Source organism: Peterkaempfera bronchialis (assembly GCF_003258605.2).
GTDB lineage: Bacteria > Actinomycetota > Actinomycetes > Streptomycetales > Streptomycetaceae > Peterkaempfera > Peterkaempfera bronchialis.
The window spans coordinates 3,291,753-3,313,835 of the sequence record NZ_CP031264.1; the positions used below are offsets into that span (position 1 = coordinate 3,291,753).

The 22,083-nt window shown below is 70.1% G+C and carries 16 protein-coding genes and 2 CRISPR repeat arrays; of the genes, 10 read left to right on the plus strand and 6 right to left on the minus strand.

The window, feature by feature from the left end; genetic code table 11:
* Window positions 1-285: 285 nt before the first annotated feature.
* Complete coding sequence (locus C7M71_RS14600; protein ID WP_111490085.1) at window positions 286-1,395, minus strand: helix-turn-helix domain-containing protein; 1,110 nt, start codon at window positions 1,393-1,395, stop codon at window positions 286-288.
* Between the two features lie 92 nt (window positions 1,396-1,487).
* Here C7M71_RS14600 and C7M71_RS32895 point away from each other — a divergent pair, with 92 nt between their 5' ends.
* From C7M71_RS32895 to C7M71_RS14630, 5 genes are all read left to right on the plus strand, one after another.
* The gene (locus tag C7M71_RS32895) at window positions 1,488-1,889 is read left to right on the plus strand and encodes a hypothetical protein (protein ID WP_322975163.1); all 402 of its coding nucleotides are present in this window, start codon (window positions 1,488-1,490) and stop codon (window positions 1,887-1,889) included.
* The gene (locus C7M71_RS32620) at window positions 1,877-2,005 is read left to right on the plus strand and encodes a hypothetical protein (protein ID WP_265737657.1); all 129 of its coding nucleotides are present in this window, start codon (window positions 1,877-1,879) and stop codon (window positions 2,003-2,005) included. Before C7M71_RS32895 ends, C7M71_RS32620 begins: the two co-directional genes overlap by 13 nt.
* A gap of 69 nt (window positions 2,006-2,074) precedes the next feature.
* Entirely contained in the window at window positions 2,075-2,293 is a 219-nt protein-coding gene (locus tag C7M71_RS14610) for a hypothetical protein (RefSeq protein WP_111490084.1), read from the plus strand.
* A 1,233-nt stretch (window positions 2,294-3,526) separates the two neighbouring features.
* Complete coding sequence (locus C7M71_RS14620; RefSeq protein WP_111490082.1) at window positions 3,527-3,760, plus strand: DUF397 domain-containing protein; 234 nt, start codon at window positions 3,527-3,529, stop codon at window positions 3,758-3,760.
* Between the two features lie 520 nt (window positions 3,761-4,280).
* Window positions 4,281-5,201, plus strand: a complete 921-nt coding sequence (locus tag C7M71_RS14630) for a JmjC domain-containing protein (RefSeq protein WP_111490080.1) — start codon at window positions 4,281-4,283, stop codon at window positions 5,199-5,201.
* Between the two features lie 260 nt (window positions 5,202-5,461).
* A CRISPR array of direct repeats spans window positions 5,462-6,710; the repeat unit is 29 nt; unit sequence GGGACCATCCCCGCAGGCGCGGGGAGCAC.
* Window positions 6,711-6,810: 100 nt separating this feature from the next.
* On the opposite strand, the gene C7M71_RS14635 is transcribed toward C7M71_RS14630, so the two are convergent.
* The 3 genes from C7M71_RS14635 to C7M71_RS14645 form a co-directional block, all read right to left on the minus strand.
* Entirely contained in the window at window positions 6,811-7,140 is a 330-nt protein-coding gene (locus C7M71_RS14635) for a hypothetical protein (RefSeq protein ID WP_111490079.1), read from the minus strand.
* A 148-nt stretch (window positions 7,141-7,288) separates the two neighbouring features.
* On the minus strand, window positions 7,289-8,140 hold the full coding sequence (locus C7M71_RS14640) for a fumarylacetoacetate hydrolase family protein (RefSeq protein WP_111490078.1): 852 nt from the start codon (window positions 8,138-8,140) through the stop codon (window positions 7,289-7,291).
* Window positions 8,141-9,606: 1,466 nt separating this feature from the next.
* Window positions 9,607-10,857: a CRISPR direct-repeat array (repeat unit 29 nt; unit sequence GGGGTCATCCCCGCAGGCGCGGGGAGCGG).
* Window positions 10,858-11,322: 465 nt separating this feature from the next.
* Entirely contained in the window at window positions 11,323-12,735 is a 1,413-nt protein-coding gene (locus tag C7M71_RS14645; protein WP_111490076.1) for a helix-turn-helix domain-containing protein, read from the minus strand.
* A 220-nt stretch (window positions 12,736-12,955) separates the two neighbouring features.
* Here C7M71_RS14645 and C7M71_RS14650 point away from each other — a divergent pair, with 220 nt between their 5' ends.
* Window positions 12,956-16,444, plus strand: coding sequence for a hypothetical protein (locus C7M71_RS14650; protein WP_111490075.1), 3,489 nt, complete (start codon window positions 12,956-12,958; stop codon window positions 16,442-16,444).
* A gap of 84 nt (window positions 16,445-16,528) precedes the next feature.
* On the opposite strand, the gene C7M71_RS14655 is transcribed toward C7M71_RS14650, so the two are convergent.
* Entirely contained in the window at window positions 16,529-17,884 is a 1,356-nt protein-coding gene (locus C7M71_RS14655; protein WP_111490074.1) for an FAD-binding oxidoreductase, read from the minus strand.
* Window positions 17,885-18,171: 287 nt separating this feature from the next.
* Window positions 18,172-18,555: a VOC family protein gene (locus C7M71_RS14660; RefSeq protein WP_114914373.1), complete on the minus strand. Its 384-nt coding sequence runs from the start codon at window positions 18,553-18,555 to the stop codon at window positions 18,172-18,174.
* 138 nt (window positions 18,556-18,693) lie between these two features.
* Here C7M71_RS14660 and C7M71_RS14665 point away from each other — a divergent pair, with 138 nt between their 5' ends.
* The 4 genes from C7M71_RS14665 to C7M71_RS14680 all read left to right on the plus strand — a co-directional run bounded on the left by C7M71_RS14665 (window position 18,694) and on the right by C7M71_RS14680 (window position 22,070).
* The gene (locus tag C7M71_RS14665) at window positions 18,694-19,365 is read left to right on the plus strand and encodes a TetR/AcrR family transcriptional regulator (RefSeq protein WP_229758724.1); all 672 of its coding nucleotides are present in this window, start codon (window positions 18,694-18,696) and stop codon (window positions 19,363-19,365) included.
* 35 nt (window positions 19,366-19,400) lie between these two features.
* Window positions 19,401-19,832, plus strand: a complete 432-nt coding sequence (locus C7M71_RS14670; RefSeq protein ID WP_229758725.1) for a GNAT family N-acetyltransferase — start codon at window positions 19,401-19,403, stop codon at window positions 19,830-19,832.
* Between the two features lie 94 nt (window positions 19,833-19,926).
* Window positions 19,927-20,469, plus strand: coding sequence for an SRPBCC family protein (locus C7M71_RS14675; RefSeq protein WP_111488768.1), 543 nt, complete (start codon window positions 19,927-19,929; stop codon window positions 20,467-20,469).
* Between the two features lie 29 nt (window positions 20,470-20,498).
* Entirely contained in the window at window positions 20,499-22,070 is a 1,572-nt protein-coding gene (locus tag C7M71_RS14680) for a class I adenylate-forming enzyme family protein (RefSeq protein WP_111488766.1), read from the plus strand.
* The last annotated feature ends 13 nt before the right edge of the window (window positions 22,071-22,083 follow it).

Here is a 22,083-nt window from a genome sequence, read left to right on the forward strand (position 1 = left end):
GCGCGGATGCTTTCGGGCAGCGTAAGGCATGGCCGTGACAATGAGGAGGGGGGTTTCCGGCACCGGGACCGACAGGGTCACGTCCATCCCCGCAGGCGCGGGGAGCACTCGCGGTACTGGTCGCTGATGAAGCCTGGGACGTGTACCTCACGACCGGACGCCCAACCAGGCGGCCCCGCTGGGGTTGACATTCGAAGTCGTGGGAGCGTTCCCGTCCTACGCCGACGCGGCCTGGCAGCACTCGGCCCCGTCACCCTGGAACTGGGTGGCGGGGGCTTGGGGCGCTCAGCCCTTGATCTCTTCCATAAGCATTCTGAGAGTCAATGAATGCTTTTCTGGTGGCAGTTTTTCGAGGGCAGCCTGCGCATATGCGATTCCTCCGGGACCGTCTCCCGCCCGGGCCATCATCAGACCTCTATGCATCTCCAAATGAGTAGCAAATCGCGGCAATGCATCTGGCAGTTCCGCAAAGGCTGATTCCTGCGCTTCTTGCGCTTTCCTCTCGTCTCCCAGTCGAGCAAAGAGAAGGCTGCGAAAGACGTTCATGCGCCAATTTGGCACCGCGTAGTCAGAGGTTTGTTGGTGGGATCCAACGAGATCGAAGATCCTGCGACCTTCTTCGGCTAGTTCGAGGGCTTTCCCTCGATCCCCTCCGATCGCGGCCACATGCGCACGCCCCATGACGGCGTTGAGTAGGCCGAGGCTCGGCGCCTTTGAAATCTCCTGCGCCTGCTTGGCTAGCAGGTTAGCAACAGGGAGGGATGCACCTTCATAGCCAAGCGCGATGGCGGCCCTACCTCGCACCCAAACACGAGACTCTTCGTCTCCTGAACGGTCGGCAGCCTCAACGGCCATCCGGTACCAAACCAGCGCCTTAGACCCGTCGGAGCCCGGGAACGTCTTCGCATACAGGGTCATAAGCCTCGCTGCGACAGCCCACAGTCTAGGTTCTTCTAGCTGCTGCTGGATGACCACCAGTTCACCGGCAAGGCTTCGCTGAATATCAGCCGCCCCCATGGACATGTAATCGGCACCGTAGGATGTCAGCTTTTCTTCCCATGCATCCGGGGCGGGGCCAAGGCGCCCTAGACGTGCAGCGAATCCGGCCTCAATTAGGTCCGAGGCCACGATGGGGGCTATGGCCAAGGCTGCAACATCCGTAAAGAAGGTCCGACGTTTCAATTCGTTCTCCAGGAGTGCAAGGGGTACCTCCAGAACTGCGGCGAGATGCCGAAGCCAGAAAGATCCTGGCCGAACCCGGTCGCATTCCCAACGAGAAACGTACTCCCGCGTCATGGCATACCCCGGGGCTGACTTCGACAGCTCGGAAGCTAACCGAGACTGGGACCAACTATGCGCCGTGCGAAGCTCCTTGATCAACCGTCCGAGTGTCATGACTACATGATGCCCCTAGACATGCCACTGGTGAGGGGGCTCTCCCCCAAGTGATCCTTGGAGGGTCCGCCCCCAACAGTGGAGACCTCACCATGGCGACCACCACCGACGTCCCGTACTTCGATGACTTGCGCCCGGACAAGGAGCAAGACGACCAGGAGCATGCCACTGCCCCGGCCGACACCACATCTCACCCGGTCCCGGAGGTAGGCGCCCTGGTGCTCGACACCGGAGCCGGCAAGGTAGGCGAGTACCAGGGCGCCGCGAATGGTGGTTGGCTGCTGCGTCCGCCGGGCGGTGGTAGCTGGTGGCACGCCGACCCGGCCAAGGTGGAGCCCGCCGGAGTGAGTGAGCAACTGCGGGCCAGGGCTGCCGAGGCCAACGCCCAAAGCCGCAGGCACGGGGGGCTGGTGACCCGCGCCCAGGTGACCGAGCAGCCGTGGCTCATGGTGAAGGGCAAGACGGCCCGACGGGGCGGGGCATGTCGACGCTGACCGCCTACCGCACCGAAGTCACCGGGGAGGGGCAGCCGTATGGCGGGTACGACCGGATGGTCAGTGTCGTCCTTGGCCGGCACGCCGCAGCAAACCGCCGCTTGGCGCTGCGCTGACTGCGCGGCCAGGCCCTCCGCATCGCGGACGGGCTGGACCCCGACCCCGGCGGGACCGTCGGCGCCTGCGTGACCCGGATGCCGGACGGACTCCCCGACGTACCGCAGCAGTTACGGGACTGGCGTGCCGACGACGACCGCCAGGCCGCCGCACTGGCCCAGCTTGCCCGGGGCGACCCGGTCAAGATCTACGCCGCCGACCACACCGGGCGCTACTGCCTCGCCGCATGGCCCGTGGCTCTCCGGATCTCCCTTTCCGACCTACTGACCGTCCGCGCGACGGTGTAGCACCACTGGCCCCCGCCCTGGCTACCAACAGCCCCGCTACCCCCAAGCGGACTGGGAGCGAACGTGACTGTTCAGACTGACTACACCTCCGGCACGAAGCTGGACGATCTGCGAAGTGCGCTCGACGAGCTGAAGCGGCGCGGACTCTGGGAGACTCTGCCGGAGCACGACCAGGCCGCCGTCAACTGGGCCATGGCATCCGGGCGCTGTATCGGCGGAGTCGCGCCCCCTGTGCTCACCGCCGGGCAAGCACAGCGCATGAGCTGCGAAATCCCCACCCTGTGTGCCGAGGTGGCGCACTTCGCCTCGCGGTGCGACCCGACCCGCGCCGGTCTTTGGCCTGAGGCGTCCCCCGAACGGTCCCGCCACGCTGCCGAAGCCGTGGAACTGCTGCGCCGGTACAGCGGTCTTCCCCTCGTGTGGCGGGCCGAGGTGCTGCGTCAGGTCGAGCCCTCGCGGGAGCGGGTGCACTCCTGGTTCGGGCCCGCCCCCCTGCTACCGGTGCGGGTGGCAGTCCCGTTCACGGTGGCACTTGGCGACGCGGCAGAGCGGGCCGAGCGGGGCGCGGAACCGCCGGGGCCTGACCCTCACGACGGGCAGGAGGTAAGGGCCGCCGCCGTGAACGTCCGCCGGCTCGCCGACCTTCCCGCTGGATGGCAGATCGAGGCTGTGCGCAGAGTTGCTGCCGGGGTCAGGCCCCTGTTGGCGGTCTCCGACGCAGCGATGGTGATCAATATCGTGCAGGCGTACGGCGTACGACTCGCGTGGAAACGCATAGCCGGAGCCCTCACACTTCCGCTCCGGCAGGGTGGGGAAGCGAATCCTCACTGGACGGCCGGGGCGGCCCACCACCGAACCAAGAGAAGGGTCGAAATGTCACAGTGCCCGGCCAGCAGAGACGCGGAGCCCAACAAGCCGCCCCCGCCCCCGCCGACACCCATCCGGCCCCACCCGTGCGGCAGAACCACGTTGTGTGGGCTCGCCTCCTGCACGTGCTACTAGGCACCCCGAACCTCTGCGCTGGCCAGTTGGACCGGTCCGCGAAGGTCGGATCGGAAAGGGCCGTCGGCCAGGCAGGCTGACTGGTACCGCCCAAGCGGCATCCCTACGAACCGCGCGACGGTGCCAGCCCTGGACACCCACCCCGGCCAGCACATCGCCCGGGTGGGAGCAGGTGCACGACGGCGCGGAGAACGCATCTCCGAACAAATGCGATCTGAAAGGAGTACAAACATGTCCATCTACGACATGCCTGCCGAGGGAGCCGAGGTCACCGTCATGTGCGGTGGCAACCTCGGTGGCGAGAACGAGTCCTGCGCGGCCATCGCGTCCATCCCCGGCACGGGCGAGGCGTTCATCCTGCGGGACACCAAGCCCGAGGGGGCCGGACGCGAGTTGAGGTTCACGGCCTCCGAGATGGACGCCCTGGCCCTCGGATGGACGGCCCGGCGCGGTCTGACCGCCTGATCATCCCGGCGGCGCTCTAATCTGTGCGCCACCTGGATATGCAAGGCGGGCCGCCCCAGGTCTAGTGGGGCGGCCCGCCCCCACTGTATAAGAAGGACCGGATGGGCTGGCAAGGGCACTGGCACGGATACGGGTGGGTCGGATCTGGCGAGGAGTACCGCAAAGAGTTCCTGCGACGGCCCGGCCCTCCGGGCGATCCGAGCACCGCAGCATTCATGACCTCGCGCTTGCCGCCGATGATGACGGGCCATTGGCTATTGAAGCGGGCGCAAACGGCATCCGACCAAACCTGGGGGGACGTTGATGAGGCAATTGCCTGGCTTCGGGCACGGTACGAGGATAACCCGCCTTACCTTCGCGAATCCGGCGGACGCGCCGGCCTCCCATTGGTGGCCAAAATTGAGTATGCGCGTGTGACATTGCCTCTTGGCGTAGATGTCGTATGGGGGTACTGGACCCATTCACAGTCCATGGCGCATTACGCTGTCATCTGCTGCCCAAGCCGACACCATGACATCCCATGCCCAATGCCACCGTCCTGATTCCAAGGAGATTGCGCATGTCACTGCGGTTACTCCTGCCTAAAAATAAGTCCGCGTTGCTCGACTCTTGGCCGCGTGAGCCGCGCGTCTACCACCGAGGTGTCACCGAACTGGATCGTGCGGTGCCGCTCTCGCTGATGGATGAGTACGTTAGCTTCGACCTGCTGTCCCCGCAGTACGTAGCTGCTGTCAAGGACGGACAGGCTGTGCACCCCGGACGATTCTCGCGAGACGGGAAGATGATTCCGGGCAAGCTTCAGGGGCTGGCGGGCCAGGGCTACACCCTCAACCTCCGTGAAATCCAGCGCACCATTCCCTATCTTGCGGGAGTGTCCCGGGATATCCAGAGCGAAACCGGCTGCGCAAACTACGCTGCGGCGATCATCACTCCACCGGGAAAACAGGGCCTCCGGCACCATTGGGACCAATGGACCGGGGTAATCACTCAGCTTGCAGGACGCAAGCGCTGGCCGCTATGGAGGCCAGTGGTTGAGTACCCGATGGGTGCTTACATGTCCTCGCCGGAAGTGTGGACGCCAGAGCTAACAGAGAGATTTGCCACGACGCCGCCGGATGTCGAATTCGAGCTGTCTCCCGGAGATACTTTGGTTGTGCCCCGAGGCTGGGTTCACAACCCGTACTCGGTAAGCGACGACCGGAGCTACCACCTAACTTTTGCGCTTCACGAGCGAACGCGCCTTTGGGTGGCAGAGAAGCTTATCGGTCTAGCCATCAAGGATGCGCACTTCCGAGCTGAAGTTCCCCCGTCAGCATTCGCACGAGAGACGGAAGCCGAGATCCGAAAGGTACGGTCTCTTGTAATTTGCTTCCTGCGCCAAGCCGATACCGCCACCGCCGCAGAATTGATCAGGAAAGCGGCGGAGACCGAAAATGCCTAACGCCCCCTACTTCGAAGTCACCGCATTACCGGCGGAGAGATGCCCCCGCCGGGGCAGACCCATTAGGCTGCGCCCGAGCCCCGGCCACCACCTCACACGGATTGCCTTCCAAGGCGGCCGGGGCTTACGCACGTCACGGCGCCGACGACTCCCCAGGCTGCTGCGGAGGCTCGCCGGCGGACCGATCCGCGACGTACGTCCCGCGCTGCGGCACTGTGTAGACGTAGCCACTCCGAGGCCCACTCGTAGGGGAAGACGCCGGGACCATCCCCGCAGGCGCGGGGAGCACTCCTTGCGCTGCCCCAGCCGGGGCGGGGTGAACGGGCCATCCCCGCAGGCGCGGGGAGAACACACGGCCCGAAGGGGTGGAGGTGGGGGGATGGGACCATCCCCGCGGGCGCGGGGAGCACCAGGCGGAACTGCCCGAGGAGTTGGAGATCACGGGACCATCCCCGCAGGCGCGGGGAGCACAGCTCCTGGCGGAGCGAGGTGGGGAGAGCGTCGGGACCATCCCCGCAGGCGCGGGGAGCACGTGTGGCGACAGGGGGTGGCAGGCGGTGTGGTGGGACCATCCCCGCAGGCGCGGGGAGCACTAGTCGCTGTAGCAGTCCCCTGGCGCGGGCGCGGGACCATCCCCGCAGGCGCGGGGAGCACCCGACGCAGCCGTGAAGAAATCCAGTGCCGGCGGGACCATCCCCGCAGGCGCGGGGAGCACCCCAGGGCCGTGTTCAGCGCCGAGCGCGTCAGGGGACCATCCCCGCAGGCGCGGGGAGCACGTGCCGACGGCCGGGGGCTGCTGCGCCGTCGCAGGACCATCCCCGCAGGCGCGGGGAGCACACCTGCAAGAACGGCCTGATCGCATCGTGATCGGGACCATCCCCGCAGGCGCGGGGAGCACTCGGTGGTGCGGCGGGGCAGCAGCGGCCAGACGGGACCATCCCCGCAGGCGCGGGGAGCACCCTGTACGAGGGAACCGTCGAGGTCTGATCCGGGGACCATCCCCGCAGGCGCGGGGAGCACGCACCGACGTACCCGTACCGCTCGGTGATGTAGGGACCATCCCCGCAGGCGCGGGGAGCACTTCAGGCGCCGGGCCATCACCGCGCCGTCCGAGGGACCATCCCCGCAGGCGCGGGGAGCACAGAATGCTGTGGCCACCACGCGCGGTCTGTCACGGACCATCCCCGCAGGCGCGGGGAGCACAGTGTCTTCGCGGCCGGGCAGCTCGCCCGCCAGGGACCATCCCCGCAGGCGCGGGGAGCACGCCCGCGAAGGGCCGGACGGGGGCTTTCGCGCGGGACCATCCCCGCAGGCGCGGGGAGCACCGGTACTCCGTGCGAGGCCGTACTGCTGGACCAGGGACCATCCCCGCAGGCGCGGGGAGCACCGTTGCCGGTGGGCTTCAACGGCCCGGTCGTCGGGACCATCCCCGCAGGCGCGGGGAGCACTCGACGGCGGGCTGGGGGGTGTAGCAGACGGCGGGACCATCCCCGCAGGCGCGGGGAGCACACTAATTGACCTGCAGGTTTGCAGGCCGGAGGTGCTGATTTCAATCACTTCTACAGATACCGGCATGAGACGCGAACAGGGCATTACGGGAGGAATCCGCTCACATCTTCTTCGAGATCCATGCGCCAACCATACGGCCGCACAGCCGAGGCCCAGAAGCCCTGTAACAGCGGCCCGAAGCGGCGAAGAACGCCAGGGTCGGGGCTTCGACCCACCCGGCGGACAGGGTCTGGCCGTGCGCGTTCGCCGACGGCCCTCCGGCCCGACAAGTTGCCGTAGGCGTACCCCACGGCTCGCCGTCGTCGTATCCGAGCACCACCTCGAATCCCAGCTCGCCACCATGCCGGTCCACCCGGTCCGCGAAGGTGGCCACCGCATGGTTCAGCAGGCGCAGCAGCGGAGTCCGCACGTCGGCGTACCGGTCGATCAAGGACTGCCGTACCGACGACAGGCTGCGTAAGTGGCGCCAGGTCCAGGGCGACCGTCACGTGGTGCCGTGGACGTTTTTGCGAGAAAGAAGTCTTTGCGATGGCGTCCGGGATGGGCCGAGGGCTCGGACAGGCCCACCGCCCGGACGGTCAGCGGGGTTCGTCGATGACGGGGTTCTCCAGCGTTCCGATCTTCTCGATCTCGATGCGAACGGTGTCGCCCGCCTTGAGGTATTTGCCGGGCCGGTGCCAGGCGATGCCGCTCGGAGTGCCGGTGGACAGTACGTCGCCGACCTCCAGAGTGAACGCGCTGGAGAGGTAGGCAACCTGCTCGTACACGTTGAACAGCATGTCCGCCGTATGTCCGTCCTGGCGCAACTCGCCACTGACGTACGTACGCAGACGCAGATCGAGCGGGTCGCCGATCTCGTCCGGGGTGACGATCCACGGACCGATCGCGCCGTGGGTGTCGAAGGACTTGCTCACCACCATGCCCGGCTCAAGCGCCTGCCAGTCGCGCACGCTTACGTCGTTGACGATGGTGAACCCCGCGACGACGTCCAGCACCGCGCGCTTCTCGTTCGGGACGTTCTTGCAGCGCTTACCGATCACCACGGCGAGTTCGCCCTCGTAGTCGACCTCATCCGGGGCAATCGCCGGGATCCAGATCGGGTCGCCGGGCCCGATGATGCTGGTCTGCTGCTTGTTGAACCATGCCTGGCGGCTCGGCCGCTCCATGTGGGTCTCTTCAAGATGCGCGGCGTAGTTGTAACCGATGGCCAGAAACTTGGGCGGCCTGGGCACCGGCGAGCACAGCTTTACCTCCGATAGCGGCAGCCTCGCTGCTGAGCCAGACGAGGCCCACACCTTCCTCGGATCGCGCTCCAGCAGTTCGATCACCGTCGCCCTCGACGGATCGGCTGCCGTCAGGTCCACTACTTCGTCGCCATCGATGAAACCGACGTGCTGCCCGGTACCGGTATCGAACGTCGCGAGTTTCATCGGTCACCTTTCGTAGCACCAGCCGGTCGACCAGCCGCTACCGCTCAGAGATATACCGCTGCCGATTACGACACGGATCTCAACCCCCGGCAACTCGGAGGCGGCCGGACTCCGCACTCGCCGGGGCTACGGTCAGCCGCCCACCAAGCGGGCGACATCCGTGTTCAATCCCGTCGAACGTCATGGCGCAGCGCCCCTGTCGCAGACACTGCACCCGTGCCTGCCGAAAACCTCATCCGCCCTGGTGGGGCCGGTGTTAGGGACATGAGGGGTCTGGGCTCGGGCGTTCGGAATAGGCCTCTCGCGCGGCTGGTGACTGCCCCGGCACGGGGATCCGGTCGTGCTGCTGCGACAGACTCACCTGACCGTGACGAACGCGTTCGCCCCTGCTGCTGTGCCTGCTGCCGATGACGACCGGGGCAGGGATGCGGAGAGATCCTTGCAGATACCGAGATAAGGCGTGAATAGGCTATTCCGGAAGCAATCTGCTCACATCTCCCTGAAGATCCATACGCCAACCTTACGGCCGCACACCCGGGAGCCCGGAATTCCTGCACAGCGGCGCACGTGCACCCATGACGAACCGGCTGGGGAAGCCGCTCGGCCCGCGCCGGATCGGTGCCAGAAGGCGGCGGGGGGGGCGGGACTTCGACCCACCCGGCGGACAGGGGCTGGCCGTGCGCGTTCACCGGCGGCCCTCCGGCCCGGCGGTGTTGCCGTAGGCGTACCCGAGCACCGCCTCGAATCCCGGCTCGCCACCATGCCGGTCCACCCGATCCGCGAGGGTGGCCACCGCGCCATACCTGCGCCAGCAATGGTCGCGCCTACGTACGGCTCGCCCTTCCGCCACGGGACCCGACCGGAGCACCCCGTAGGTCTGGTCCGACAATCCGCTGGGAGAGGCTGAACACGGAGCGCAGCCCCGCCACGAGGTTCACCTGATCCATTAGCGTGCGTACTCCAGCATGCTTGCCCTGTGGCTGCTACGACGCGTATCACCGTCACCCTGCCCACCGAACAGGTGGCAGAGATCAAGAAGCTGACAGACAACGTCTCCGGCTACGTGGCCGAGGCGGTCGCCCGCCAGATCAGACACCAACTGCTCGGCGATGACCTCCGGCGCCGACGACATGGCCAAGCTCTGCGGCAACGGCGTACGGCTGATCAGCCTCTGACCACTCCCGCGAGCAACCGCCCCCTTCGCGTACGCCTCAGACGGTGGCGCCCTCCCGGGCGGACACGGGGAGCACAGGTGCGGGGCTGCGGTAGGGGTCGAGTTGAGGGGACCATCCCCCGCAGGCACGGGGAGCACATGGTCGCCTGGGCGACCGCCGTAACGGTGGTGGGACCATCCCCGCAGGCGCGGGGAGCACTCCCGGACCAGCGGTCCGCTACCGCCCGTGTTTGGACCGTCCCCGCAGGCGCGGGGAGCACACACCAGTGTGAATCAGGAGCCATCAGCACCAGGGGCCATCCCCGCAGGCGCGGGGAGCAGCGGTGGCTCCTCGTACTCGTCCCTCGCATCGAAGGGGTCATCCCCGCAGGCGCGGGGAGCGGCGCTACATGGCGCTGCTCGAAGGGTTCCCACAGGGGTCATCCCCGCAGGCGCGGGGAGCGGTCTGTGTCGAGGGCGATGCTGGTGGGCGTGTTGGGGTCATCCCCGCAGGCGCGGGGAGCGGTGGTGATCTCGCCGTCTCCGATTTTCGTGCGGGGGGTCATCCCCGCAGGCGCGGGGAGCGGCAGTTCTCGTGTCAACATGATTGGCCCATTGAGGGGTCATCCCCGCAGGCGCGGGGAGCGGCCCGCCTTCAGGGCACGGGCGGTGTAATCCGTGGGGTCATCCCCGCAGGCGCGGGGAGCGGTCGGGCCAGCAGACGAAGCGGCCCACCATCACCGGGGTCATCCCCGCAGGCGCGGGGAGCGGGGATACGTGCCCGCGAGCCGGTCCCGGGCTTCGGGGTCATCCCCGCAGGCGCGGGGAGCGGGCCACCCAGCGGAGGAAACCATTGATGTGCCGGGGGTCATCCCCGCAGGCGCGGGGAGCGGGTGAGCGGGTGCCCGCAGCCGCCGCACGTCTCGGGGTCATCCCCGCAGGCGCGGGGAGCGGCCTGGACTCGACCAGACCAGCCGCGAGCTGCTGGGGTCATCCCCGCAGGCGCGGGGAGCGGGGAGCCGACTAGGCGCCAGGGGGCCTTCACCGGGGGTCATCCCCGCAGGCGCGGGGAGCGGTCGTCCCACGCCCGGGGGAGCGGTCTGAACGTGGGGTCATCCCCGCAGGCGCGGGGAGCAGCCTTTCGGCAACTTGAAGTACGGCTTCGTGCTGGGGTCATCCCCGCAGGCGCGGGGAGCAGATCCGGGCCCACCCCGTGTACGAGCACCAGTCGGGGTCATCCCCGCAGGCGCGGGGAGCAGCAGCTGAACGCCGCGAACGGCACCAGCGCCGAGGGGTCATCCCCGCAGGCGCGGGGAGCAGATGTCCATCCACTGGCTGTTGTTCGCCGAGTAGGGGTCATCCCCGCAGGCGCGGGGAGCAGGGGGAGTGCTCCCGCAGGGCAAGGCGCAGGGCGGGGTCATCCCCGCAGGCGCGGGGAGCAGGCAGCCGCACCGCCGCCCGGCGGCGGTCTCCAGGGGTCATCCCCGCAGGCGCGGGGAGCAGCCCCGGCGCCGCGACAGGAAGGCCGGCCACGAGGGGTCATCCCCGCAGGCGCGGGGAGCAGGCTTGGTGACCTGCGGGTTTATGAGCTGGAGGGGCGGGTTTTGATTACTTCTGCGGAAACCGGCATATAGGGCGGGAAGGGCATTTCGGCATCCCCCTGTGTTCCGTGCACGGGCCGTCAGGCGGCGGCGCACAGTGACGGCAGCCTAGCCGAGGGCGGAGCACTCGACGGCGCCGCCGATTCGTATCCCCCAGGATGGCGAACGGCTCTGTGGGTGCGCCACTGTCACGCCATGAGAAGCCGTGGTCGTGGTGTGGCCTATCGCTGGGCGCAGGTGTTTCACGTGGAACGGGGCGGCCGGTTCGTCGGGGAGCGCGCCTCCGCGACTCCCCCGCGGTTGTGGTGGCGTGCTCCCCGGCGGACCGGCTCTGGTTGCACACAGGGACGTTAGCCGGGGTGGCGCGGTGGGGCGAGGTTCTGGGCGCACAGTGCGGGGGCGTCCGGGTTTCTCGTTGCACAGCGGGTTCAGAGGGCGCCCGATGCGCTCATCGCCAGCCATAGCTCGTACTTGGCGCTCGGCGCGTGCAGCAGTGAGCGGCCGAGTCTCTCCTCTGCCCTGAGCAGCCGCTTGCGTGCGCCGGGAAGGGAGATGCCGAGGTCGGCCGCCGTCTCGGGGAGCCGGGCGTCGGCGCGGAGCCAGGCGCGCACCGTGTCGGTGGCGGATCCGAGTGGGCTGAGTTGGACATGTGCCCAGGTCTGGGCGGCGGGGGCGGCGAGCAGGGTGGGCAGGTCGGCGGGGCGGCCGGTGGGGCGCGGGTAGCCGGTGTGCAGCCGCAGTGCCAGCCAGGCGGCCGACTGGGCGGCCAGGCTCGCGGGCAGGTCCAAGGCCAGGAGCGCCTTGATCAGCCGCAGGCGGGCGGCGAGCGTGTTGCGGTGGATCTTCAGGTGGCGGCTCGCCCCCGTGCCGAAGGCCAGCCAGGAGCCGAGGGTTGCGAGCAGTTCCTCCGCCCCGGGGTCGGTCCGGCGCGCGGGCTGGTACGAGAGGCATGGCCCGAGCAACTCCCCGGCCCAGTAGGCTCCTTCGGGTCCCAGCAGTGGGGCGAGGCCGATGTTGCGGCTGAACCGTGCCCAGCGGTCCGGTACGCCACGCGCCACCGCCAGCGCGTGGAAGGCCTGCTCATAGCCGAGCGGGGTCTCCCGCAGCGCCACCTCGTCGCTGGCGCCGACCCGGCACTCCGGTACCTGCTCGACGATGGCCTGCTCCCATGGGCGGGTACCGGCCGGGGCGAGCGCGATGAGGTGGTTGAACCGCACCGGGCACGGGACGATCCATGCCTGGCCGCCCATGGACCGGGCCAGCCGCTCCGCTATCGCGGGCCGCCGCCGCTTCGGGCACTCCACGATGTACACCCGCACCGGGCTGGGCAGCCGGGCGCCCATCGCCCCCGCGATCCGGTGGGCCACGGCCACGCCGCCGCCCATCAGCAGATGCAGCACCGCCTCGCGGCTGCGCGCCTCCGTCAACTCCGTCCGGCGCCGCAGCCGTTCCGCCTCTTCCGACTGCCGGCACAGCCCGAGGATGCGTGCGGCGTCGGCGAGCAGTGTGCCGTGCCGGTGGCTCTCGCAGCCGTCGAGCACCAGATAGGGCTCCCTCCCGAGCGCCACCAGGTGCACGATCCGCGCCCCGGGACCGCCGACCACGCCCGAGGGCATCCCGCGCCGGTACGACTCCCGTACTGCGGCCAGTGCTTCGTCCGACGGCCGGTGCGGTGAGGATGCGAGCACCGAGCCGTCCCCCGCCACCAGCGCCACCGCCCCACCGGTGCGCCGCCCCAACCACTCCAGGACGGCTTGGACCGCTCCGCGCCTGCCCGCCAACCGCACGAGCGCCAGAGCGTCCTCGGCCCGTGTCGGGCCGGGTGGGGACTCCTTGGTCATCCGACGGATCCCCCCACCAGTGCACCTCTCATGGATGGAACCGTAGCCGCCCTCAAAGACAGTGAGCTGACGTCCGGTCGGGCGGTGGGCGTGCTCCGTAATCAGGGGCCTTGTGTGGTACCCCTGTGCGATCATCACGTCATCCCACCCACGCCAGCAACGGCCCGCCGCCATGGGGGCTTGGCGCACACATGTCACCCGACCGGTCCGAGGGAACGGAATGCCTCACCATCCCTGTACGGCTGCGAGAAGCGCGTCGTACACCGCACTGATACTCATACTCTCGGTCCTGCTCTCGTTGCTGCTGCCGACAGGCGCGGCACGGGCGGCGTCGGCCGCGACCACAGCCGCAGCCACCACCGCCGACACCTGCGCTGCGCTGCCCCTCGCCCCCTTCGGCGACCCGGGCTCCGCAGTCGGCAGGCCGACCATCCCCGCCGGGGAGTCCGCCTGCTTCACCTTCACCGCCGACGCACCCGGCCTGCACCGCGTACTGCTGAACGACCAGCACAACGGGACCTACGCCCAGGTTCTCGACGGTGAGAGCCAGCTCTCCTGCTACGACACCGAGTGGGGCCTCCAGGGCTGGTGCAGGCTGCCCCGCGCGGGCGTCTTCACCCTCAAGGTCGTGAACCGCGGGTGGGAGTCGGAGGACGCCGCCGTCGCGGTCTTCCCGCTCGCCGCCACCGCCGGCTGCGAGCCGGAGATCGGCACCTCCTGGGACGGCGCCCGGGTGTCCGGTTCCGCGTCCGGCCCGGTGGCGATCGACTGCCATCCCTTCACGGGCAAGGCCGGTGAGCGGATCACCGTCGCCATCGCCACCGCCAGGTACGGCGATGCGGAGTCCTGGATCACCGATGGGACCGGCGCCCGGATCTGCCCGCGCTTCAAGGAGGACGACAACGACGGCTGTGTGCTGCCCGGCACCGGCCCCTTCCGGGTGCTCACCCGGGTCAGCTGGATCGAGGGCGGCTTCCCCGGCGCGTACACCCTGACGGTCCGCCGGCTGTCCGACCCGGTCGGCTGCGCGAGCGTCCCGGTGAACGGGTACGGCTCCGCGCCCACCACGGTGGACCCGGCCACCGGCTGCAAGACCTTCACCATCCCGGCCGCCGGACACTACGACGTGTACGAGGTGCAGTCCGGCTCGCGCTCGCCGCTCGCCGTGTACGACCGGGCCGGGACGACGGTCTGCCGGACATGGGCGTCCTGCGCGCTGCCCGCCGCCGGTGACTACACCGTGTTCACCGACCACGCGACCCTCATCCTCGACCGCGCCGCCACCACCGGCTGCGAGCCGGTCCAACTCGGCACCTACCAGGGTTCCTTCGCGGCGGCGGGCGAGATCGACTGCCTGACCCTGCCGCTCCCCGCCGGTGCCCGGATGGCCGCGCTGACCGCCTTGAGCGGCTCCGCACCGCGCCCCGCCGTCACGGTCGTGGATGCCGAGGGCGCCGGGCAGTGCGACGGTGGCGACCTCTCCTCGGGCACCTGCGCGCTCACCGGCAAGGCTCCGTTCCGCGCGCTGGTCTCCACCGAGGACCAGAACCCGGCGACCGGCAGCTACCGGATCGCCCTGCACCGCACGGACGGGGCGGGCAACTGCCCGTCGATCCCGGCGGGCGACTTCACCAGCGCGACCGCGTCGGCCCGGTTCAGCACCGGCGGCGGCGTCTTCTCGCACTGCCTGAGCATCCCGGCCGACGCCCACAGCGCGGTGGAGAACCTCCAGCTCCAGACCGTCGCCGGCACCTCGGCCGCCAGCATCTCGGTCCTGGACCCGGGCGGCGAGCAGGTCTGCCGCATCGTGGCCTCGCTCTCCACCTGGACCACCTGCGACCTCGCCCCGGGTGTCACGCACACCGTGCTGGTCACCGGACGCGACACCCCCGCCACCTACACCCTGACCCGCCGCGACGTCACCGCGACCGCGAAGGGCTGCACCGCGAACCCGGCGACCCCGGTGGGCGGCCCCTCCACGGGCGGCACTCCGGGCGCACCGGGCACGCTGCTCTGCCGCCAGGTGACCACCGGCAGTGCCAAGGACGTCCTGCACCTCGCCGTCCGCGACCCGCTCGACACCGCGTACACCCTGGTCTACGGCGCCGACGGCAACGTCCCCTGCGGCTACCGCAGCGGGCCCTGTGCGGCCACCGGATCCACCCGGTACCAGGTCCTCATCACGGTGCCGGCGAACCAGAAGGCCTCGGCCACGTACCGCTTCGACGCGCTGCGCATCGGCACGGCGGCGGGCCCGGCGCCCGAGTGCGTCAAGGTCCCGAACGTCAGCTACGGGTACGGACCGATCACCGGGACCCTGAACGAGCAGCACACCGCCGTCTGCGCGGCGCTGCCCACCGCGTACAACGACCGCTTCGACATGGTGATCAGCGGCACTGCGGGGGGCGGCGAGACCACCGTGCCCGCGCTGTACGGCAGCAGCCTGGCCAACGGCTGCATGCTCTCCATCCCCACCGGCTACCAGTGCGCGATCCGCGAGCCGCGCACCACGGAGGTCACCCCGAGCATCCTGGTCCTCAGCCTGCCCGAAGGGGCCTCGGAGAGCTCCTTCAGCGCGGAGCTCGTCTGCTGGTCCGTCCGCTGCGGCACCGAGGCGGTCACCGTCACCTCGGTGAGCCCGACCGGCGGCACGACGGGCGGCAAGGCCACCGTCAAGGTGACGGGAACCGCGCTGCACCAGGACGACCGGGTGGAGATCGGCGGGTTCGGCAGGACGGTGGAGTCGACCACCACCTCGGTCTCGGCCGACCGGAAGACCCTGACGGCCGTCCTGGACCTGACCGGGGTTCCGGTGGGCAACTGGTACCTCAGCGTCGTCACCCACAACGCGTGGGAGTACAGGTTCGGCAGCTTCACCGTCACCGCCGCCGCGCTGGAGAACACCGCCGCTCCGCAGATCACCGGCACCGCCAAGGTGGGCGCCAAGGTCACTGCCTCCACGGGCAGTTGGACTCCGGCGGCGACGTCGTACTCGTACCAGTGGAAGGCCGACGGCGCAGCGGTCAAGGGCGCCACCGCCGCCGGCTACACCGTGCCGGCCTCGCTGCTCGGCAAGAAGCTCACCGTCACCGTCACCGCCCACCGCGCCGACAGCCCGAACGCGGCGGCCACCTCGGCGGCCGTCACCGTCGCCAAGGGCGCGGCTCCCAAGGCCGGCACCGCCCCGAGGATCAGCGGCACCGCGAAGGTGGGCGCCAAGGTCACCGCCGTCAGCGGCAGTTGGTCTCCGGCGGCGACGTCGTACTCCTACCAGTGGAAGGCCGACGGCAAGGCGGTCAAGGGCGCCACCGCCGCCGGCTACACCATCCCCGCCGCGCTGCTCGGCAAGAAGCTCACCGTCACCGTCACCGCCCACCGCACCGGCCACGCCGACGGCACCGCGACCACCGGCGCGGTCAAGGTCGCCAAGGGCAGCGCCCCGAAGGCCGTCAAGCAGCCCGCCATCTCGGGTACGGCCAAGGTGGGCCGCACCCTCAAGGCCGCCCACGGCAGTTGGACGCCCAGCCCCTCGTCGTACACCTACCAGTGGTACGCGAACGGCAAGGCCATCACGGGGGCGACCAAGTCCTCGCTGGTCCTCAAGGCCGCCCAGCGCGGCAAGCGGATCACCGTGAAGGTGACCGCCCGGCGGACCGGTCACGCCAACGGCGCGGCCACCAGCAAGGCGACCTCGGCGGTCGCCCGCTGAGCAGAGGTCGCTGACAGCCGTTCGAGTGCGGCCCCGCCGGAGGTCCGGCGGGGCCGCACTCGTCTCGTCTCGGGTCGGGTCGGGTCAGGTGCGGGCGGGCGGGATGTTGTAGTTGAGGCGGAAGAGGTTGCCGGGGTCCCAGGCCGCCTTGAGTGCGGCCAGCCGCCGGTAGTCGGCCGGGTGGTAGGCGGTGCGGACGGTGTCGGGGGTGGCGTCGTCGATGCCGAAGAAGTTGACGAAGGCCCCGCCGGTGCTCCAGGGGCGCAGCTTGTCGTGCAGCCCGCCGTGGGCGTAGCGGATCTCCTCCAGGCGGTCCGGTTCCAGGATGTGGGTGGAGAAGAGCATGTAGGCGGCGTCGCGCCCGCCGACGGCGTTGGGGACGGCGGGTGGACGGGAGTAGGCGCCGCCCTGGTGGCGGATCTCCAGGATGATCGGGGCGTCGGCCTGGGGTCCGGCCAGGTCGAGGAGGGTGTCGACGGCGGCCGGGTCGAGTGCGCGCAGGGCGGTGTTGCGGTCGTAGGCGGCCACCGGGAGGGGCGGTTCATGGTGGATGGTGCCGACCTCCCGGTACGGCAGCAGGCGCACGGTGTCCATCAGCAGGGGGCCCAGCTCGCGCAGCGGTCGTACCCAGCGCCGGCCCTGCTCTTCCGGGCCGCTCCAGGCGATCCGGAGGTGGGCCACATACCGGCCGCGCAGCGGCTCGGGAAGCACGGGCAGGTCGGGGTAGCGGATCAGCTGGAGGGACGAGGACATCTCCTCCGGGACGGTACGGGTCCACTCGGCGTAGCCGTGCAGGACGTCGTCGGCGGCCTCGCCGGGGAAGTACAGCCCGCCGCCGAGCAGGGTGGCCACCGGGACCAGGTCGATCTCCATGGAGACGGCCACGCCGAAGTTGTCCTTGCCGCCGCGCAGGGCCCAGAAGAGGTCGGGTTCCCGGTCGGCGGTGGCTTGGCGGAGCTGCCCGTCGGCGGTGACCACGTCGAGTCGGCGGACGTGGTCGGCGGCGAAGCCGTAGCGGCGGCCGAGCAGGCCGATGCCGCCACCGAGGGTGTAGCCGACCGCGCCGACGTCGGGGTTGGAGCCGCTGAGCGGGGCGAGGCCGTAGGGGGCGGTCTCGGCGAGAACCTCGTGCCAGCGCACCCCGGCGGCGATTCTGGCCGTGCGGGCCTCGGGGTCGACCTGGACGCCCTTCATCCGGCGGGTGCTGATGACCAGCTGGCCGTGGGTGTCTGCCGAGATGCCGTGCCCGGTCGCCTGGACGGCGACGGCCAGGCCGGCGGCGGAGGCGTACCGGATGGCGGCGGCCACGTCCGCCGGGCCGGTGGCACCGACCACCAGGGCGGGGCGGTGGTGGTCGGCGAGTGCGAGGTTGTAGCCCGTCCGCTCGGCGTCATAGCCGTCGTCGTCGGGCCGGAAGACCGGCCCCGATATCCCGATCATGTCGAGGAGGCTAGCTGCGCGGGGGCTGGGCGGTCTGCCTGGTTGTGCACGCTCTGTCAGGTCGGCGGGGGGCCGGGGCAGGGCAGGGCGAGGCAGGGTGGGCGCAGGGTAAGGCGAGGCCAGGCGGGGCCTTGGCGGTCTGCCTGGTTGCCGCGCTCTGTCAGGTCGGCAGGGGCCGGGGCGAGGCCGGGCGGGCGCAGGGCGGCGCAGGGCGCGGCGCGGGCGCAGGGCGGCGCCGGGCCTGGGCGGTCTGCCTGGTGGCCCGCGCTCTGTGAGGGCGGTGGGGGTCAGCGGTTGGTGGTGGAGGGGCGGGTCAGGACTTCGAGGCGGTGGCCGTTGGGGTCGTCGAAGTAGACGCCGTGCCCGCCGTGCCAGTCGTTGACCTGGCTGGGCCGGCGGTGGAACGGGTCGGCCCAGTACGGCAGTTCCTGCTGCCGGATCCGTCCGAGGATCTCGTCGAACTCGCTCTCCTCGACCAGGAAGGCGTAGTGCTGCGAGGCGATCGGCTCCGACACCTCCAGGACGTCGAGGGTGACGCCGTTGCTCAACGGGACGGCCAGGAAGGGCTCGGAGGGCACCGGCTCGGACAGGCCCAGGATGCCGGTCAGAAAGTCGGCGGACTCCTGGCGGTTTCGCGCCGACAGGATGGTGTGGTTCAGCTGGACGGCCATGACGCTCTTCCTCTCGATGGGTTCCGCGTTCTGGTCGGCATGGTTGACTGCGCTGCGTGACCGGCCGTAGAACTTTCAGCCGCGTGCAGTCAAGCCTGATGTACACTACACGATGTAGTGTAGTCCAAGGAGGAGACCATGGCCGCCCCCGCCGCCCCCACAGCCACCGCCGGCCCCGCCCCGCTGCGCCGCGGCATGCCGGAGAAGCGCCAGGCCATCGTCCGTGCGGCGCGCACGGTCTTCGGCCGTGAGGGGTTCACCAGGTCCAGCGTCGATGTGATCGCCGCCGAGGCCGGAGTCTCCAAGCGCACCATCTACAACCACTTCGCCGACAAGGAGCAGCTCTTCCAGTGGGTGATCCTGGAGGGGGCCACCGAGGTCGCCACCACCCACGCGGCCATCGCGGACCGCCACTTCCGCAAGACCGTCGATCTCCAGGACGACCTGACGGACTTCGCCCTCGAACGGGTCGCCGGGCTCACCGCCTTCGCGGACCACTGGGCGCTGGTGCGGACGATCGAGGCGGAGGCGCCGCGCATCCGGCCCGCCGTACTGGACGCCTGGCAGGAGGCGGGGCCCCGCGAGACCCACCGCGAACTGACCAGGCGGATGCGCGACTTCGCCGACCGTGGGCTGCTGGGGATCGAGGACGCCGAGCTGGCCGCCGACCACTTCAACCTGCTGACCTTCATCAGCGTCACCCAGCCGTCCTTCTACGGGGCGATCCCGCTGGAGGAGGCCCGCATCACCGAGATCATCACCGGCGGCGTCCGGGCCTTCCTGCGCCTCTACCGCCCGACCGCCGGCTGACCGCCGGCCGATCGCAAGCCCAGGGGGGAGGTCCCATGGCGCTGACCATGGTCGACATCGGGCCCGACCAGCCGGAGATGGTCCGGGACGTGGCTCCGCTGATCCGTGCGCTGCGGCCCGCGCTCGGCCCGGACGCCTTCGCCGAGTTCGCCGCCGAGGCCCACCGGCAGGGCCTGGTCTTCACCGCCGTGTACGACGGGGACGGGCGCTGCCTGGCGGTGGCCGGGCACCGGGTGCTGGCGACCAGCCGTGGCCGGCTGCTCTTCGTCGACGACCTGGTCACCGCTCCGGAGGCGCGTTCAGGCGGCGTCGGCGCACGGCTCTTCGCCGAGCTGGAGCAGCGGGCCCGCCGGGCGGGCTGCGTACGGATCGAGCTGGACTCCGGGACCGCCAACCATGGCGCGCACCGCTTCTACCACCTGCGCCGGATGGCCGTCACCGCCTTCCACTTCGGCCTGGACATCTAGCACCCGCCGCCGTCGGACCGGGTCGGCGGCGGACTTGACGGACCACTTCCGCGACCTTTGACCGCCCCTGCCGCCGCTGGCCAGGATTTCGGCCATGGGCGAAAACACACTCGACGGAACGCCGCTTTTCCAGGTCCGCGCCGAGGTCCGGATTTCCGCCTCGCCGACGGCGGTCTACGACGTTGTCAGCGATCTCACTCGCAGTGGTGAGTGGAGCCCGGAATGCCTCGGCGGCGCCTGGGTCTCCGGGGAGCCCGGGGCGGTCGGCGCGGTCTTCCGAGGCAGGAATCTGCGCGGCGAGGACGTGGTCTCCTGGGCCCCCGTCGTGCGCGGCACCTGGTACACCCACTCCGAGGTGGTCGCGGCCGAGCCCGGCCGTACCTTCCGCTGGGCGATGCACGACAGCTCCGGGCGGCGGCAGGAGAGCGTCTGGGCCTTCGACATCGAGGCCGACGGCGAGGGCAGTGTGCTGGTGCACCACTTCCGTATGGACGGCCCCACCGAGGGAATTCGCGGAATCACCGCCGACATGGACGACGCGGCGAAGGCGCGGTTCTTCACGGAATGGGGCGCCAAGGTGGAGCAGGACCTCGGAGCAACTCTCGAACGCATCAAGATCGTCATCGAAAAGAATTGATCACTTCCTGCGGATGAGAAGGCGGAAAGGTGATTCTTCAGCGCATTGCCAACCGGGGTATCCGGCTCGGCACGCTCTTCGAGCGGGCGGCGGCCAAGCACGGCGCCAATGTCCTGATCCTCGACCACGACCTCGACATCGCCCCGGAGCTGGGACGGCGGGCGACCGTCGCGGAGATCGCGGACCTGATCGACGACTTCGCCTCCCGGCTCTGGGCGGCCAAGGTCCGCCCCGGTCAGCGGGTGGTGGTCTACAAGTCGGACGGGTTCGACATCACGCTGCTGGCCTGCGCGGCGGCACGGATCGGCGCCGTTCCGGTGCTGCTCTCCCCCCAGCTGGACGGCGAGACGGTGGCCGAACTGGTCCGCCGCACCGACGAACCGTTCCTGATCACCGACCAGCGGAAGCTGGAGACGGTGCTGCCGCCCGCCGTCTTCGAGCTGGCCGACCGGGTGCTGCTCACCTCGGGCAGCCACCCGGGCGCCACCGAGCTGCGCACCCTGGCCGGCACACCCCGGGTCGCCCCGGTCACCATGCCGCCGGACCACCCGACCCTGATCACCCACACCTCCGGCACCACCGGCACACCCAAGCTGGCCGTGCACACCGGCCGCACCCTGCAAGCCCGCTACCGCCCGCAGGCGACGGTGGTCGCCCCGCTGATCCGCAGGCGCGAGACCATCGCGATGCATGTCTCCTTCGTCCACTCCCGGCTGATCACCGCGCTGGCCATCTCGCTCTTCCGGGGGTTCCCGATCCTCGTCCTGGCCGACGCGGACCCCGAGCATGTCGCCGACCTCTTCGCCCGGCTGCGCCCCGGCATCCTGGAGGCCCACCCCAACTCCTTCAAGGAGTGGGAAGAGCTGGCCCAGGACCCGCGCCGACCGCTGGCCAACGTCAAGCTGTTCAGCAGCACCTTCGACGCCATCCACCCGCGCACCGTGCAGACCATGCTGAACGCCTCGCGCCGCAGGGCGCCGGTCTTCGGGCAGCTGTACGGACAGAGCGAGGTCGGGCCCGCCGTGGTCCGGACCTTCTCCCGGCGGCGCGGGCCGGACGCCGACGGACGCTGCGTCGGCATGCCCTTCCCGGGCTTCACCGACGTCCGGGTGGTCAGCCGGAACGGCAAGGAGCCGTCCGAGGCCGACCCGGGCTTCATCGAGGTGCGCAGCGACGGCCGGATCGCCACCTACCTGGGTGAGCAGGCCCGGTACGACAAGCAGGTGGACGACGGCTGGTGGCGGATGGGCGACGTCGGCTACCGCACCAAGTGGGGCTGTGTGCACCTGCTGGACCGCGAGGTCGACCTGATCGAGGGGTTCGGCTCGACGCTCGCCGCCGAGGACACCCTCTTCGCCAAGCTGGACGACCTCGCCGAGGTGGTCATCATCCCGGGCCCGGACGGCAGGGCGGTGCCGGTCGTCTGCACCAAGGACGACAAGCCGCTCGACCGGGCGGCCTGGAACGCCGCCGCGGCGAGCCTGCCGCCGATGGCCGAGCCCGTCCAGTGGCGGCTGGCCGACCTGCCGCAGACCGCCACCACCAAGATCAAGCGGCTTGAGCTGGCCGGCCTGCTGGCGGCCGACGCCCAGGCCGCGTGACCACCCGGGGGAG